Here is a 16,092-nt window from a genome sequence, read left to right on the forward strand (position 1 = left end):
AAGAAAGGAGGTAGCATGGATGACACCAATGAGAACGACAGAAGACTTCAAAAAAGAAGTGTTTGATGTAAACCCAAATTTTGAAATTTTATCCGAATATAATGGTCTTCGAAAAAAGATTACCAGGAAATGTAAAGTATGCGGTGATGTACGTGAAGTACAGGCAAGAATGTTGCTTGATAATCGTGGGTGTCAAGCATGTGTTGCCTCTAAGCGTGGAGCAGAAAAAAGAAAGTCGCCAATACAATTTTCCACGGAGCTGTTTGAAGTAAATCCTAATATTGAGTTGTTATCTGAATACACAACAAACAATGCGAGAGTGCATTGTCGTTGTAAACTTGATGGGCATGAGTGGAATGGCATACCTCATACATTGCTTGATGGACATGGGTGTCCAGAATGTTATCGACGGATTGCAAACAGACGAACGGAAGATGAATTCTTAAAAGAAATGCGTGAACGATTTCCTACTATTCATGTTCTTTCAAAATATGTCCGTGTTGCTGTGAAAGTGGATTTTGCATGTGATGTTTGCGGTTACCATTGGACCGCAATTCCTGATACGATACTTAATAATAAAAATTCTGGTTGTCCAAAATGTGCTGGGAGAGCACATATTTTAGAGTCTGAAATGATAGAACGACTAAGAACGGTTTCTCCAAGTGTTGAGTATTTGAGCGGATATAAAAATATATTATCTCATGCAAATTTTAAATGTAAGAAATGTGGTTACAAATGGTCAACAGCTGTCAATTCAGTTCTTGGCGGGCATGGATGTCCAAAGTGTTGTTCTTCTCATGGTGAAGAAAAAGTATGCAATTATCTCGATAGTCATGGCATTGATTACATACGAGAATACCGTTTTAAAGATTGTAAAAATGAACGGCAGCTTCCTTTTGATTTCTATATACCATCAAAAAACACTTGCATTGAATACGACGGGCAACAACATTTTATGCCTGTTAGGTTTAGCAAGAGTGTAACCGAATCCGACTCTATTAGTACATATAAAAGTCAGCAAAAGAAAGATTCTTTAAAAACAGAATATTGTAATCGTAATGGAATCAAACTTATCAGAATTCCCTACACAGATTTTGATAATGTAGAAAATATTTTAGATAAACATTTTTCTTAAAAATTTTGGAAACGTATTTATGGTATTGCGGGCAAGATCGGAAGACTTGACATGAAGGGTGAGACTCATACTTACGAGGATCACGACAACAACAACGAAAAGATTCATCTGATGGTCAAGGACTTCACCTTCGGCTACAGCATTGATCATATCGATCGTGTTGCTAAGATTGTTCTGCAGTAATTTTTTACCAAAGACAAATCTGGGCGGAGACCGCAAAGTCTCCGCTTTTATAGAAAAGGAGACAAATTATGAGTTCCGTGATGGAAAAGAAGTTTATTGACGTTCTGAACTGCGACGATAACGTGGTTACCATTTCGTCACTGAACGGTAAGGGTTATACTTTCGAGCCCGGTAGTGTGGAAGAGCCTTGTGTGATTCCTATTCCGCCGGAGGAGATTATGTATATGAACAGCACTTGTTCTGCGTTCAAGAATGGTGTTCTGCGTTTTCGCCCTGAAGAGCAGAATGAAATCTTTAAGGCTATTGGCGTTAAAGGTGACGACGTTCTGTTCGTTGAGGATATTGATGATGCGATTCTGAATCCCACTGTCGAGAATCTTCAGCGAATGATTGACATTAAGGATGGTGCTCAGTTTGAGCGTATTCGTGGTCGCTTTTATCGCATGACGAATGCCGGTGAAGACCTGTCCACTAAGGTCAAGCGCCTGATTGATGAGCGTTATAAGGAGCTTCGTGCTGGCAAGCGTAACAGTGAGCTGTCTGTTGTGCCTGCGGCCAAGTCTGCCCCTGCTGATGTTCAGGCGGAGCTTGAGGCCGCAAAGAACCAGCTTGCTGAAATGCAGAAGCAGATGCAGGCAGCACTGGCACAGATGCAGGCTATGATGGCTGGTGCACAGCCTGTGGCACAGGACACTCCTGTTGAGAAGACTACTAAGCGTAGCCGCAAGAAGGCTGATGGAGAAAAGGCGGAGGCCGTTCCCGCCGAGTAAGATTGGAGGGATAATGTGACCGCATTTTCACAGGTATACGACAAGTTCTACGAGTTAGTCGAGACTGATAGTAATTTCTTTCAGTATTTTGACCTAAACGAGAACGAGGTAAGAGATCTTGTACATGACCGTGCAAAGAGTTATTTGATGGAGTCACTTTCTGTTGTTTCCAGAAATATTGAGCCTGAAGAGAATTTTAGCTTTGATGATTACGATTCTGAGCTAGAGGAATTCAACTTAGACCTTACATATGACGAAATTGATATGCTTGCACATTTGATGTTAGAGCAGCATTTCAAACGAGAGTTTGGGAAGTTGAAAGCATTTAGCGCACAGGACCTTCCTACAAGTTTACAGGTATTCTCCCCTGCTAACGAGCGCACGAGCATTCGTGCTCTTGTGAAAGACATCCATGAGGAGAATATGACGATGTTGGACAACTATATGGCAAAAGACCGCTCGACCCGCAAGCGTAAGACCATCGACTATGATACATACGCTTCCTACTCTGAGTAAGGAGGTGTACCGATGGACTTTTATACGAGGGTGCGAGCTGTTGGCGGTGCCGCAAAGATGTCTAATAAAAAGGATGTCAAAATTGCTTTTGCGAAACGTGACTTCGCTGCACACTTCAAGGATAGTGTTGACTACGAGGATAATACTTTAGTAAATGGTTTGCCTCAGAAACTGGTCGTCAGCCGTAGTAACAGTGTGGCCAAGGAAAAGAAGATTTGGGCGTATCCCGGTGATTCTTTGAATCTTGGTGATATTGTTGACTGCTACAACTGTAAATGGCTGGTAACTGAGATAGAACCAAATGATGAGATTTTTCTTCGTGGGAAAATGGAGCTGTGTAACCGCCAGATTCAATGGCAAAATCCGATTACTGGTGAGATAGTATCTCGTTGGGCAACACTGAGTAAGCCTTATTACGCAAATAATAAGGAACTTGTTGTGACTTCACTGAGTCAACGTGAGTATAAAGTGCAGATGCCTTTTGATGATGAGACTGCACTGATTGACCTTGATAAGCGCTTTATGCTGGAAATCATCAATGGAGAGCCGAAAACATATGTTACGACTTCTGTTGACCAGAGTACAGAGCGTTATGAGTTGCATGGTAAGACACAGGGATTCCTTGTGCTGAATATCCGGCAGGATCAGTATAACAGTAAGACGGACAATGCCGAGAAGATGATTTGTGATTATTTTGAGCCAAATAAGAGTGATGAGCCAGATGCGGATTCTCAGGTAACGGCCACTATTAAGTACGCAGGCAAGCCGGAAGTTCGTGTTGGTGGTTCTTGGAAGAAATTCACTCCGGTATTCACAAGTATTACGGGCGAAGAGGTTGCGGAAGTTGCAAAGTGGAGCTTTATTTGCCTTGATGAGTTTAAGAGTTTTGTTGAAACACAGGTTGCTACGGATGGTGTTTTCAAAATTCGTATTTTGAATAATAGCATCATGGATGGCGTAACTGTTAGAATTTCTCTGACAAATGCAGATGGTACGGCAAATACATCCATTGAATGTAAGGTGGTGAGCTTGCTGTGACAACGAGTGAATTGATTACGGACTACAAAAACAAATTAGCTTTAAAGTTGGTCAATACGGATGGGCTTGTTGAAGCGATGGGTAATGATGATATTGAAGAGCCAGATGAGGCAATTTATACATATATCTTCCCATACTTCCATATTCCCGACACGATTGAGGCAGCACACAGCTATATTTGTTTTAAGGTAAACATGACTGACCGCAGTAATGTTAATGACTGGTACGAGAACTTTACGCTTACTGTGTGGGTTATTGTGAATCAGGCGTTGATGAAGATGAAAGGTCATGGTGGAGCAACACGAGTTGACTATCTGAGCGGTCTAGTGGAGAAAGAATTACACGGCAGTACAATTTTTGGAATTAAGCAACTTAAAATCACATCCAATATCGAGGACAACATGGATTTACACCATCGTGTGCGAATTATGACGTTTAAGACGCAGGATCTGGATGACCTTGTGGGGTGTGGTTAATGGAGCTTAGAGAAATGTACGAGCCGAGCTTGATGCGTGGAAGAGACTTTAAAATCAACGACAAAATTACGATTCACATGCCGTCTGTCGGTGATATTATCGATTATGGTGAGCAAAAGTATTTTCAGTTGGTTTATTTGTTCTGCTCTACATCAAGCGACTATAAAGCACAACTTGACTCTGTTGGGGTTGATTGGCAAAAAATTTCGGACTTTGAAATGTTTCGGCAGCTCTTTATAGGCAACAAAAATCAAGATATGTCTATTTTGTTTGGCGATATGGATATTTCCGGGTTTGTAATGGCAAAAGATAACATAAGTGGTGAAATTGTGTTACACAACAGACTTACGGATACCCGTATTGACCATGTAGTGTATGAAACAATTTCTCAGTACCTATGTGCTGCGAATGGAATTGAAAAGCATTCCGAATTTGCCGCTGACGAACCGACAAGGATTGCAATGATAGAGGAAGCCAGAGATAATTTGGAGTATCAGAAAATAAAGCGTTATGAGCCACGACTTGCGGAGCTTGTTCTCTCAATGGCGTGCTCCTCCGGCTTTAAAGCGGATTACTTCAAGGCTATGGACTACCCTATGAGTGTGTTTATGAATCATGTAAGAAAGATTCAGCAAATAAAGAACTACGACAATACGATGCATGGCGTTTATGCTGGCACCGTGGAGTTTGGAAAGATTTCAAAATCACAACTGGATTGGACGAGCAAGGTTGACTGATTTACCTTGCTCTTTTTATTTTATCCAAATAAATTGAAAGGAAGAAAATTATGAGCGATTTTAATTTTAATGAGGTCGTTATTGACCGCGTTCATCGCATTCACGAGTATGACCTGAACGGCAAGCGCCTGTGGACCATGAATCAGGTTAAGGATTTCAAGCTGACTCTGGGTGGCGAGACCGTTTATGCTCAGGATGCACAGGGCGTTAACATCATGGCATTCGACAAGAGCAAGACTGCCGAGGCGGATTGGTCTAATGCTCTGATGCATCTGGGTGCTCTGGCAGAGCAGATGGGCTCCAAGAAGGAGGTTGCTTCTTCTACAGCAAAACAGGTCTTTACCACTGTTGAGTATCTGACTTCTGCCGACGGCCAGAAGCTGACTCTGACTCATACCCCCAAGGCTGCTGTTGCAAATGCCCCCTTTAAGTACATTGATCTGGTCGATGGTCAGGGTAATGCACTAAAGACCTTTGAGCTGGGTGAGACCGCCGAATCTCAGTTCTCTGTTTCTGGCACTGAGGTTACTCTGCCCACTGGTGCAAACCTGAAGGCTGGCGACCGCTTTGTTGTGAAGTATCAGTACGAGAGCGAGGAGGGCATTGCTATCAATGATAGCGCCAATAAGTTCTCTACCGAGGGCGAGTTCGTGATTGAGGCATTCTGCTACAATCCTTGCGACAAGGCAAATAAGAAGCTGATGCGTATCATCTTCCCGAATGCCAAGATGGACAATGCTATCGATATGACTTTCACTAATGAGCTGGCTCATCCGGTCAAGATTAGCGCTACTCAGGAATACTGCTCTGAAGACAAGCGCCTGTTCCGTATTGAGACTGCTGCTGCCTAATGGCAAATCTGAATTGGTGCCGTACTTGCGGAAAAGAATATCCGGTATGCCCGCATTGCGAGCAGGATGCGCGTCTTAACCCTTGGCGAATGATTTGTGACACTGAGCCACACTTTCTTGTGTGGACTGCTGTAAACCAGTATCGCCAGGGAATTATTTCAAAAGAGACTGCAAAGGCAGACTTGACTACTCTTTTGACACGCAAGTACAAGAATATTACGGAGTCCGAGGTGGAAAATTTCATCCCGGCTGTTCGTGACATTTTCCATGAAATCATAGATGAGCCTGCAAAGGCAGAGAATGAGTCATCTGGTGATGTAAAAGATGAAACGCCCGTGAAGCCGGTAGTTAAGAAAACATCAAATCGTAAGGGGCGGGCATAACCGCCCCTTTATTTTTCGTGGTGATTTTATGGAGAAAAAGAACAGAACGAAGTTTAATGTCAGTAAGAATCCAGCAGATAGAACATATGATGGCGTAGTTTATGATAGTAAGGCAGAAATGTTGTTTTATCGAGATATTGTATTGCCAAGGCTGGCAAGCGGCGAAATTGTAGAGTGTCGTAAGCAGGTCCCATTTCTTCTGCAAGAATCGTTCCGCCGGGTCGATAAGGACGGCAAGGACGTAGCGGTGCGGAAGATTGACTATGTGGCGGACTATGAAATTACATATCGAGATGGCAGCAAACAAGTGATTGATACGAAGGGATTCGCTGATAGTGTTGCTTTGATGAAGCGCAAGATGTTCTGGTTCAAGTATCCTGATGTAGATTACCGCTGGATCACATACTCCAAAATCGATGGAGGCTGGGTCGATTATGACGACCTAAAAAAAGCTCGGAAAGAGCGAAAGAAATTAAAGCAAGCACAGACGAAAGGGAGATAAAATGAAGGTTTTAAATTTTCAGGAGCGAAATGAGTTTCTTGATGAGGTAGTCAAGACATGTACTATCGATGGTGATTATCAGCCTGCACTGCTCGATGTTGTGTTCCGGTTGACTATCCTGAAGTATTTTGCAGATTATGACTATCGTAGCGAGCCGCAGAGTGAGTGGCCTCGTATTGCTTACGAATCTTTCAATTTCAAGATTAACAAGGCTGGTTGTGATACTTCTGCGTTCTGGGATCAGTATGATTCTCTGGAGAAGGCCGTTTACGAGCAGATTGACCGTTCTCATAAGGAATGGTTGGTTCTTGGTCTCTGTGGCAAGCTCAACGAGATTATTAAGAAGCCTGACCCTATTTCTGATTTCGTTGACTTTATGGAGAACTATTTGAATGATGTGAAGGGCAACTTGAAAGACTTTGATGTTGAAAAGTTTTCTGAAGTAACTTCTGCCATGCTGGATAATAAGCAGGAGATCTCTGCTGTGCTGGCAAAAGATAAAAAGGAATAAACACTTTTAGAGGTGGGTTGGAGGGAATTTTAATATGGCTACAAGAAGTAAACCGCTGAAGTTATGGGATGCTGAGAAGTTCAAGAACGTGAACCCAGTGTCTTTGAAATACTGGGATAGATATGAGACTGATATGGGCATCCGTGATCTCAGCCCGTCTACTGTTTACAATTATGAATCGGATTTCAAGCAGTGGATGATTTATGTTTTGGACAATCAGGGTAATGCCCCTGTAACGGAACTTGAAGAAGAAGATATTGAGGAATTTCTGTTCTATTGTAAGAAGCACGGAAACAACTCTGCTCGCATGAAACGGCGCATGAGTACGATTTCTGCGCTGTACCGGTATCTTCGCAAAAAGAAAATCATCAAAGAAAACCCGATGGAGTTTATTGACCGTCCAACCAAGGATGTGGCTGTTGTGAAGCAGACATATCTTACGCCGGATGAGGTCAAGTTGATGCGAGAGAAGCTGAATGCGTTGGTTGAATCTGCAACCACAGTTCACATGAAAGATAATGCGATGACGCTGCGGTTATACGCCCTGTTCTCGTTGTCTACGATGGCTCGTGTCAACGCCGTGCGGAATACGCTCTGGAAGTCTATCGACTATGAGAATCGTATGGTGCATGACGTTCTGGAGAAGGAAGGAAAAATTGTTGATTTGATGTTCAGCAAGGAAGTTTCTGAGCTTTTAAAAGCGCTGAAGGAATACCGCACTGAGCATGATATTGAGGATGGCGGCTATGTGTTTGTTGGTACAAAAATCAATGGAGCTTGGATGCCGATTACTTCAAGCACTGCTGGCGACTGGTGTAAGAAGATTGGTGAGATGATCGATGAGCCTACGCTGCACCCGCATGACTTCCGGCATAGTGGTGCTACCCTGCTGAAGAATGCTGGTATGAGTCTGGAGGACGTCTCTTCCCTGCTCAATCATGCCGGTACAGATGTGACCAATAAGTATTACATCAAGAAGGATACGACAAAAATTCAGTCTGCAAAGGATCGGTTTGAGATTTGAGGTGGAGTGAATGAAACAGTCATACACAAACTTCGATGACATATTGAGCGATGTGGCAGATGGTGTGGAACGTATTGTTCGTGATGATGTTGCTCCACAGCTAGAAGCACGTTTGCTTGAAAGTGCAAAACAAAACATCCATCCAAAATACGGGATATCAGGTATTACTGATGCCAAAAATATTGTTAGCAATGTTTCTCGTAATGGAAACGTAATTTCACTAATTGTTAAGGATATTGCCAAACCAGAGCCATCAGTTTTCCTTAATCATAGCACAGATCGTTCTGAGGTTCAGTATGGAATAGATAAGCGAAATGGGCTTAATGACGACCCAAGAGCCGTTAATATTGGATTCAATGATGAAGAAGACGAGGCTGTTGGTGGAACCATGTTCGCAAATTGGATTGAGCATGGATTGTGGATGGATTTGGAATGGTATTTCAGAAGCGAAGGTGCAAAAATGAAACGTCCAAAAAGAGAATTCATTAAACCTGTTCAACTCGAGGCGGCAATGATTGTTAAGACGGCTTTACATGGATTGTAAAAGCCATCTTTTATGAGAATTTATTTGGAATAAAATTCAATGAGAGGAGGGCTGGCTTTAAGGAGCTGGCCGCTTCTCTTTTTTGTTTTGAAAGGAATGTTGAAAATGGAAAAGAGAGGTGACCAACGGTATGGCGGATAACACAAACACCGTAAGTAGTGCTGATACTTCCTCTGTAACGGCCATAAAGGTCAAGGTCGTTCTTGATACGAGTAAAGCAGAACTCGATAAGCAATTCGAGTCCGTCAAAGAAAAATATAAAAATAGTCCGATTAAGCTGGCCTTTGGGTTGAATCAGAATGAGACCGCAAAGAACATCAATACCGCTTTGCGTAGTATGATTTCAAGCGGAAAAATCATCACCCCGAAGGTAACGCTTGATGTCAAGATTGACCAGAGCAAAGTAACCGCACAGTTAAAGAAAGCTATGGCTTCTGCGGCCAAGCAGACGGTTAAGGTCAACACTGGGAGCGTAAAAAATAGCGCTAAAGCAAATTCGTCAGATGATGAATTTCAAAAACTTTATCAGCTTGAACAGAAACGAGCAAAACTTCTGGTCGATTCAGCCGCATTAACTGCAAATGGTAAGAAAGAATCAGAACTTAAAGCTGTAAATGATGAGCTGACTAAAACAAATACTCAGATGAAAGAACTATATAAGAATATAAAAAATGTTCTTTCTGAAAAACAAAAATTACAGCTAACAAACATGGATTCCGATGCGCAATTCAAGGCAAGCAGGAAAACATTGAATGGCACAGATAATGCAACTCAAGAGCTAAAAAAACAGCAAAAAGCAACCGAAGATGACTTAAAACGCACCCTAAAGCAGCAAGAATCTATTTATGAAAATCGTAGAAAGCAAATTCAGGCTCTTGAGAATTATGCCAAGAATAACTCCAATTATAAAAATTCCAATATTCAAACTTATTTATATGGTGAAGACGGCACTGGTAATACATCTGGCAAAATAAAAGAGCTTCGAGAACAGTTATCTCTTATTGAAAATACAGATCCGAGCAAGGCTGTTAAAGACTTTGATAAAAATTGTAAAGCACTTGATGGAACGCTCAATTCTACGAGTCAACATCTGAAAGAGCTTGGGTTTGATTTTAGAGATTTAAAGCAAGCCAATGTTGACATGACAAAATTCAAAAGTGTCTACGAACGCGCAACAAAGTTAGAAAACTCGATTTCAAATAAAAGCAAATATTCTTTCTTGATTGATAGCATAAATGGCATAAAATCGGCAGCATCTGGTTGTGAAGGCGATGTGACCGAACTCAGCGCAAGACTATCAAGCCTTGAGGTCGAAGCCAACAGATGTGGTGCGACAACTGAAACTTTAAGTCAAAAGCTGTCTCGTCTATTTAAGGAACACTTCCAGACTGCCGTTGCAATGTATGGCGTTGCTATGGTTAAGCAGGGTCTGCGAGAGGTTTATAATAATGTCGTAGAGATAGACACATCTATGACTAACTTAAAAAAAGTCACAAATGAAACTGAATCGGCATACTCAAGCTTTTTGTCGTCTGCTTCAAGTCAGGCGCGTGAGCTTGGCGCTTCTATCTCGGATGTTATTGATAGTACAGCAGAATGGTCTCGTCTAGGCTATACACTGGACGAATCACAAGAGCTTGCAAAGTGGTCCACTGTCCTAAGTAACATTGGTGATGGAATTGATAGTGCATCTGACGCAGCTTCTTATCTAGTCTCTATTCTAAAGGGATTTAGAATGGAAGCTGACGAAGTAGAACACGTCGTCAATGTTCTTAACTCGGTGGGTAACAACGAACCCATCTCCGAAAGTGGTATTGCGGAGGCACTCGTAAGATCGGCAAGTGCATTATCGGCAGCCGGGAACTCGTTTGAAGAGTCCGTTTCGTTGATTAGTGCAGCCAACTCTGTACTTCAGGACCCGGATACCGTAGGCACAACTTTGAAAACAATTTCAATGTATCTGCGAGCCAGTAAGACAGACGCGGAGGCATTTGGTGTTTCAGTTGATGACATGGCAGATTCTGTTTCGGAACTTCGAAGCGAGTTGAAGTCTCTGACTGGCGTTGACATTATGAAGGATTCCGCCGGTACAGAATTTAAGAGTACATATCAGATCCTAAAAGAGATTTCTGCCGTATGGGATAAACTTACTGATGTTAGTAAAGCTAACGTCACAGAGATGCTTGGTGGCAAAAGAAACTCGAATGCGGTACTTTCCGTGATCGAGCAATTCTCCATTGCTGAAAAATCAATGGAGGATGCCGCTAACAGTTCTAATTCGGCAATGACCGAACAAGAGCGTATGATGGACTCAATTGAGGGTCGTTTAAAGCGGCTTAACGCCAGCTTTGAGAAATTCTCAAACGACGTTCTAAGTAGTGATCTAGTCAAGTTCTTTGTGACTCTTGCTACGAAGATTGTTGACGCAGCAGACGGGATGGTTAATCTTGCAGGTTCTATTCCGGCCATTACAGCTGCCATCTCTGGCGTGTTGTCTGTAATGCAGATGAGCGGAAAGCTCAAGAATGGTGCGGGTAAAGTTAATATGCCCTCTTATATTTGTTGTGTATAAAAAATATAGGATGCGGCACCATGTAAAAATAAAATAGCCCCTAGAGTGCTGGGAAACCCTAAGAGCCATATCGCCTATATTTATATAATGTAGGAATCGAAAGATAGAAACAAGGATATGGATGCTATATGCTGAGATAAAAGCTCGGTTTTATCGTATTGTTAAAATATGGTAATAATTGAGTGCTAAGTAGTATTTACAATGGGCGGTCAGCAGCCGATCCACTCCCCTATTATATAATGTAGGAGAGCGGAAGGTTCATCGACTAAAAAGGGTCAGTGAGCAACCACTGGAAGGATAGTCAGTTCTGGACGAAAGTTCAGAAGTCCACCTCAGACGTAACCAGACGACTTAAAGAAGTAGGTGGAATGAGGAGACACGCTGTTCTCTGGCGCGATACAAGTAAGAGAAAAATGATTGAATAATTGAACAAAAAGAAAAAGTACACTGTTGTTCGTTGACAGCGTACTCTAAAAAGTGTATAATAAAAACAGCCAAGGACTCCTATAGACGAAGCCCTCGGTGAACAGTTTAAAATGCAATGTAAATGCTTGGACACATTCACATCACAGAAAGAGCCACCTACTGCTAATAGGCGGCTCTTTTACTTATCACGGCTTTCGCTATGATGATGTAACATCTTGAAAATCTCAAGAAGCGTTTTGACAAAGCCAGCAAAGCCGAAAATCAGCATTGCGACATAGTAGACCGTAGTGATCTCAATAGTCATTACACATCACTCCTCTCGGTAGACTCACCGAAAGGGAGTAAAAGATATGGCATTCTCCTTCTCGCCTTTCGGCTGAATGGGAGGACGTTCGCCTATACACGTCTATGAAAGGAAGAAAGTAAACGCGGAATCCTTGACTGCCAGATTATTATACACCCGTCTGTCATATCCTGTCAATATCACTATAATGTAATTTATAATACATAAAAAAGAGATTGCTTTCCTGAAGTTTTCTGGCTATAATATAAGTACAATCGTGTATCCAAAATATATGGAGGTATTTTATTATGGCTAGACCCAAAGGAAGCAAGAACAAAGCAAAGGTTCTTGATGGCGTTGATTATGCAGCGCAGATCGCTGAGAAGAATGCCGCAGCGGAATCTATCGCTGAAGAAATCGCATCTCTCGGCTCGAATATTGCTGCACTGAATGCTGAGAAAAAAGCAAAAGAAGCAGAGCTGAAAAAACTCAATAAAGAGATTGCAAAACTCGAAAAGAAAAAGGCTGATGCCGATGAAAAGATTGCGGCAGAGTTGAATCGCAAAAAGGCAGAAGACATTGTTGCCAACGCACTGGCCAATGGCATGACTGCTGAAGATATCGCTGAACTTTTGAAGTAAGGTATCATCATAAAACAAAGCCCGACTTCCCTACTACTGGGAGGCCGGGCTTTTGCTATTTAGTCTTCGAATTTGATAACGCCGCACTGTTTAAGTATGGCTATTATAATTTTAATTGTAGCGCCCATACTTAAACAAATCATATTGGCTATCTGCTCAGTTTGAGATTTTCCCTCGAGTCCTCGCATTTTTTGCATTAAAAGATCGATACCGTTGTTCGTTTCAGTCTCTAAGATTTCATTAAATTCTTTATGCGTCATAACTGGCGACCTCCTTTCAGTTGGAATTTTAGCATAGTACATAGTGATTGCTTATCTATTATAGGATATATCGTAATATCTTGTCAATCTCTGTTTTGGATTATTGTGGAGCCCTGTGTAGCAAAGTTTAGTTGACACTATCTCTGAACCGTGATACACTCTTGTAAAAGGAGTGTTAAATCATGGAAAACAATAAGAAGCATGTGCCGGATTATGAAATTTCGACTTACAGTAATCGGAAACCGACTGAATATACATATTCAGGGAATGGTAGTTCTGCAAATCCACTGGAAACATATTTGAGAAATCATAGCGACAATCATTCAAATTATAATCAAGAAGGAGGAGCAGATGACAGAGATAATCAAACTAATAAATAATGTAGAGACACTTTTCAATATCTTTGTTCCAGGTGCTATTTGCGTATGGTGTTACTCTAAGTTATCCTTGCGGAAAATGGAATACCAAGGATATCTCACTCTTAGTATTGCCATTGGTTTCGTAATTAAATACTGTGTGGATTACGCTGACCGTTTGCTAGGACGGTTTACAATTGCTGGATTTCCGATAATTGTTGTGTACGTTTTAGTTGGAATCATCGGAGCTATCATTTTTTATAAAGGAAAGAATTCGATTTGTGTAAGACGCAATGTGTCGAAATTTCTTGGTGTTGACTCTGGTGACAATGTTTGGACAAGGCATCTCGATCCAGAAGGAAACTTGCTTACACTCCATATGGATGATGACACATATATTCTTGGATTGTTTGAGAATGCAGACGATGAGTATATTACACTGACGAATTATTGCTATGCAAAAACGCCTGCTGGAAAAGATATGGATGAGGCTGCACAAAAGCCATACACTGATGCTGTTTTATGCGTTCCAACAAAGCGAGTTAAGCAATTTGAAATTTTGTATCCAAACCCTGAGTCCAAAACTGCAAAGTATGTTCTGCGTTAAAACAAATACGACCACTACCCTGCTACTTTGTGTAGCAGGGCTTTTCTTTTGTCACCACTCATACCCACAATTCTTACACTTGAACTGTTTGCCGGGCTTTCTGCTTGCCCAGCCCCATATTGCTACATCAACCAACTTTGCATTTTTTAATCGAGGTGAATTCGTATATGAAAATTGAAATTGAAACAAAAGAACTCACTGCCTTTCTTGACTATATCAAGGGGCAGCGAGAACCTATTGGTAACACTCAAGTATTAGCTGAGGAAGTTGTTAAGGGACTGCCTCAAAAAATCACTTCACAACTCAATCTTCGTACTTGAGTACACCAATTTTTTCGAGAGTAGCAACAAGAGATGCGGTGGCGTCTGTGACTGCCATATTGTACGCAGCGGCGACCATTTGCTCAACTGTTATCTTCTTGTCTTCTCTTTCCGACAGAACGTTGGCAAAATCATTCAGATTCTTCTCGATCTCGTCCTGAAGAATCTTATTAAATTCTTCTCTAGTCATTGTAGTCTCCTCCTTTCTTCTAGTCTTTATTTAAGTCTACCATAAAAAGACAAAATGTAAAGAGAACGGGAGGTCACATTTGACGTAGAATGTTAGAACTCATACCCACATGCCTTACATTTAAACTGCTTTCCAGGTTTCTTACTCGCAAATCCCCAAATTGCTACATCAACCAGTTTAGAGCCTGCACCTATTTTGTCGAGATGGGGGCATCCGCAGACGGGGCATTTTGGGGTGTAAACAGGTTTTGCTACTTCTGGAGTTTTGGTTTCAGCGCCTCTTCCCTCTCGGCTCTCACCTTAGCGTCAAAATCGTTAAAGTCTTTTTCGAGTTGGCTATCACCATCAAACGGATTTGTTACCACACGTCTTGGTTCGCCAGAGCCATAATCAGAGACACGTTAATTCACATCCTTTTCTTTGGAGGTATTTATGTATTATTTTGCACATTACGAAAAAGATCAAAACTATTTTGCGTCTGATTGTAATAACTCAAAGGACGGAAGTGTTGAAGCTAAAATTTGGAACAAAGGAACTCATTCTTGGGAGCAGAAATGTTTTTCTGCGTTCGAAGAATTCAAAGCTTTTACGGATCAACTATGTATGGCTGACGAGGGATCTCTGTCACGCGGTAAGATTCAGTATCATCTATGACGATTAAATCGACTTCTTCACTTACGGAGTCATATTTCTTTGCGGTCAAAGAAGTCATTTTCTTTACGAAGTCAACCATATTAGAGAAGTCCATATTACTAATATCGTAGTTGCCTTTATGAAACTCTTCTGTGTATACGTCGTGCATTCCAGATGCCACAGCATAGTCTATCCCAATATTGGGGTGAACTATTTTACTACTTGTGTCTGTATAAAGAATGACGTTATTTCCATCTTCAATAGCCGCATCGATTAGGTAAACAATATTTTTGCTGGTTCTTGCTGATAATTCCTGTAAGAGAAAATTGAGCTCTTCTTTTACGGACATTAACATCATGTCAGAAATTTTTAAGAGGTCAAGAATTACAATATGTGTTTTCTGTTTATTATCTAATTCGCCAGCTCCGGTGAATGCAACTGCGTGACCTTGTTTGGTTAGGTAAGATTTCTGAGCAAAGTTGTCGTGCCATTCTTCCACTATTTTATTAGTATCAGGGTCCGTTAGTGTAATTGTTGTACACACATCAGTGGATACAACAATACCGTTTTTGTTACAGACAGCTAGTGCTAGAGACATTCTAATTCACTTCCCTCTTACCATTCGTAACCACAGTTATCGCAATGAAACTGAACTCTAGGCTTACGCGCCAGCAGTCCCCAAACGGCGGCGTCAACTAATTTTGCCGTGGTTGATACTTTGTGAATGTTGGGGCTATGACAGGTTGGGCAGGTAGGCACATACTTCGGATGTTCTTTCTCCTCCAAATCGGCTCTATATTGAGCGTCAAAGGCATTGGCTTTATCTTGCATCTCTTTAACAAAATTCGGGTCTAATTCTGAGATATCTCTTTTGGGTCTGTTTGTAAACCTCCAATTGATTTTTTTCTGCTCGCTCATTCCGTTCCATTGAGGCAATAGAATAGTATCTCTCAAACAAAACGCGCACAACAAATCTCTTTTATGGTAATATTTGTCGCAAAATGGGCAATACCGTACATATTCTTCCATGATTTCTCTTCTCCTCGAAATCGATATTAACTTTCTTCACGGTAGATGCTAACATTCAAAAGTTACAAATTCAGACATTTTCTAAAATAAAAGCGTCTCTTGTTGA

General features: G+C 41.4%; 23 protein-coding genes. 18 read left to right on the plus strand and 5 right to left on the minus strand.

From position 1 onward, the window contains the following. The first annotated feature begins 19 nt into the window (after positions 1-19). From DWY95_RS16860 to DWY95_RS08950, 14 genes are all read left to right on the plus strand, one after another. Entirely contained in the window at positions 20-1,135 is a 1,116-nt protein-coding gene (locus DWY95_RS16860; RefSeq protein WP_147365958.1) for a hypothetical protein, read from the plus strand. Positions 1,136-1,186: 51 nt separating this feature from the next. Further along, positions 1,187-1,318 (plus strand): hypothetical protein, encoded by a 132-nt coding sequence (locus tag DWY95_RS17540; protein WP_279220020.1) that lies wholly within the window; start codon positions 1,187-1,189, stop codon positions 1,316-1,318. 68 nt (positions 1,319-1,386) lie between these two features. Then, positions 1,387-2,088, plus strand: coding sequence for a hypothetical protein (locus DWY95_RS08895; protein ID WP_118553238.1), 702 nt, complete (start codon positions 1,387-1,389; stop codon positions 2,086-2,088). A 15-nt stretch (positions 2,089-2,103) separates the two neighbouring features. Further along, positions 2,104-2,604 (plus strand): hypothetical protein, encoded by a 501-nt coding sequence (locus DWY95_RS08900; protein WP_118553239.1) that lies wholly within the window; start codon positions 2,104-2,106, stop codon positions 2,602-2,604. A gap of 12 nt (positions 2,605-2,616) precedes the next feature. After that, positions 2,617-3,642 carry a hypothetical protein gene (locus DWY95_RS08905; RefSeq protein WP_118553240.1) on the plus strand — a complete coding sequence of 342 codons (1,026 nt, stop codon included), beginning with the start codon at positions 2,617-2,619 and terminating at the stop codon, positions 3,640-3,642. Next, positions 3,639-4,118, plus strand: a complete 480-nt coding sequence (locus DWY95_RS08910) for a hypothetical protein (RefSeq protein WP_118553241.1) — start codon at positions 3,639-3,641, stop codon at positions 4,116-4,118. The genes DWY95_RS08905 and DWY95_RS08910 overlap by 4 nt, the downstream gene beginning before the upstream one ends. Before the next feature lie 14 nt (positions 4,119-4,132). Further along, the gene (locus DWY95_RS08915; RefSeq protein WP_118553242.1) at positions 4,133-4,855 is read left to right on the plus strand and encodes a hypothetical protein; all 723 of its coding nucleotides are present in this window, start codon (positions 4,133-4,135) and stop codon (positions 4,853-4,855) included. A gap of 50 nt (positions 4,856-4,905) precedes the next feature. Next, positions 4,906-5,706, plus strand: a complete 801-nt coding sequence (locus DWY95_RS08920) for a hypothetical protein (RefSeq protein WP_118553243.1) — start codon at positions 4,906-4,908, stop codon at positions 5,704-5,706. Then, entirely contained in the window at positions 5,706-6,089 is a 384-nt protein-coding gene (locus tag DWY95_RS08925) for a hydrogenase maturation nickel metallochaperone HypA (RefSeq protein WP_147365959.1), read from the plus strand. Before DWY95_RS08920 ends, DWY95_RS08925 begins: the two co-directional genes overlap by 1 nt. A gap of 28 nt (positions 6,090-6,117) precedes the next feature. Further along, the gene (locus tag DWY95_RS08930) at positions 6,118-6,591 is read left to right on the plus strand and encodes a DUF1064 domain-containing protein (RefSeq protein WP_118553245.1); all 474 of its coding nucleotides are present in this window, start codon (positions 6,118-6,120) and stop codon (positions 6,589-6,591) included. 1 nt (position 6,592) lies between these two features. Further along, positions 6,593-7,102: a hypothetical protein gene (locus DWY95_RS08935; RefSeq protein WP_118553246.1), complete on the plus strand. Its 510-nt coding sequence runs from the start codon at positions 6,593-6,595 to the stop codon at positions 7,100-7,102. Positions 7,103-7,136: 34 nt separating this feature from the next. Continuing rightward, the gene (locus DWY95_RS08940) at positions 7,137-8,126 is read left to right on the plus strand and encodes a tyrosine-type recombinase/integrase (RefSeq protein ID WP_118553247.1); all 990 of its coding nucleotides are present in this window, start codon (positions 7,137-7,139) and stop codon (positions 8,124-8,126) included. Between the two features lie 10 nt (positions 8,127-8,136). Further along, positions 8,137-8,670, plus strand: a complete 534-nt coding sequence (locus DWY95_RS08945) for a hypothetical protein (protein ID WP_118553248.1) — start codon at positions 8,137-8,139, stop codon at positions 8,668-8,670. Positions 8,671-8,800: 130 nt separating this feature from the next. Then, a complete protein-coding gene (locus tag DWY95_RS08950) occupies positions 8,801-11,242 on the plus strand; it encodes a phage tail tape measure protein (RefSeq protein ID WP_118553249.1) in 2,442 nt (813 codons plus the stop codon). Positions 11,243-11,846: 604 nt separating this feature from the next. Here the strand turns inward: DWY95_RS08950 and DWY95_RS17545 are convergent. Next, complete coding sequence (locus DWY95_RS17545) at positions 11,847-11,972, minus strand: hypothetical protein (protein ID WP_279220021.1); 126 nt, start codon at positions 11,970-11,972, stop codon at positions 11,847-11,849. Positions 11,973-12,259: 287 nt separating this feature from the next. Between DWY95_RS17545 and DWY95_RS08955 the strand changes: the two genes are divergently transcribed. Continuing rightward, on the plus strand, positions 12,260-12,592 hold the full coding sequence (locus DWY95_RS08955; RefSeq protein ID WP_118553250.1) for a hypothetical protein: 333 nt from the start codon (positions 12,260-12,262) through the stop codon (positions 12,590-12,592). A gap of 59 nt (positions 12,593-12,651) precedes the next feature. Here the strand turns inward: DWY95_RS08955 and DWY95_RS08960 are convergent, their stop codons facing one another. Then, positions 12,652-12,852, minus strand: a complete 201-nt coding sequence (locus DWY95_RS08960) for a hypothetical protein (protein WP_118553251.1) — start codon at positions 12,850-12,852, stop codon at positions 12,652-12,654. 182 nt (positions 12,853-13,034) lie between these two features. Here DWY95_RS08960 and DWY95_RS16865 point away from each other — a divergent pair, with 182 nt between their 5' ends. From DWY95_RS16865 to DWY95_RS17070, 3 genes are all read left to right on the plus strand, one after another. Further along, entirely contained in the window at positions 13,035-13,232 is a 198-nt protein-coding gene (locus DWY95_RS16865) for a hypothetical protein (RefSeq protein WP_147365960.1), read from the plus strand. Beyond that, the gene (locus DWY95_RS08965; protein ID WP_118553252.1) at positions 13,204-13,815 is read left to right on the plus strand and encodes a hypothetical protein; all 612 of its coding nucleotides are present in this window, start codon (positions 13,204-13,206) and stop codon (positions 13,813-13,815) included. The genes DWY95_RS16865 and DWY95_RS08965 overlap by 29 nt, the downstream gene beginning before the upstream one ends. 167 nt (positions 13,816-13,982) lie before the next feature. Next, the gene (locus DWY95_RS17070; RefSeq protein WP_158577552.1) at positions 13,983-14,135 is read left to right on the plus strand and encodes a hypothetical protein; all 153 of its coding nucleotides are present in this window, start codon (positions 13,983-13,985) and stop codon (positions 14,133-14,135) included. Here DWY95_RS17070 and DWY95_RS08970 read toward each other — a convergent pair. The 3 genes from DWY95_RS08970 to DWY95_RS08980 form a co-directional block, all read right to left on the minus strand. Beyond that, on the minus strand, positions 14,119-14,325 hold the full coding sequence (locus DWY95_RS08970; RefSeq protein WP_118553253.1) for a hypothetical protein: 207 nt from the start codon (positions 14,323-14,325) through the stop codon (positions 14,119-14,121). The genes DWY95_RS17070 and DWY95_RS08970 overlap by 17 nt on opposite strands. A gap of 585 nt (positions 14,326-14,910) precedes the next feature. Next, complete coding sequence (locus DWY95_RS08975) at positions 14,911-15,555, minus strand: hypothetical protein (RefSeq protein WP_118553254.1); 645 nt, start codon at positions 15,553-15,555, stop codon at positions 14,911-14,913. A 17-nt stretch (positions 15,556-15,572) separates the two neighbouring features. Then, positions 15,573-15,986: a hypothetical protein gene (locus tag DWY95_RS08980; RefSeq protein WP_118553255.1), complete on the minus strand. Its 414-nt coding sequence runs from the start codon at positions 15,984-15,986 to the stop codon at positions 15,573-15,575. Positions 15,987-16,092: the final 106 nt, after the last annotated feature.

Origin of the sequence: Faecalibacterium sp. AF28-13AC, assembly GCF_003478405.1 — a bacterium.
In the GTDB taxonomy this organism is placed as follows: Bacteria; Bacillota; Clostridia; order Oscillospirales; family Ruminococcaceae; genus Faecalibacterium; species Faecalibacterium prausnitzii_E.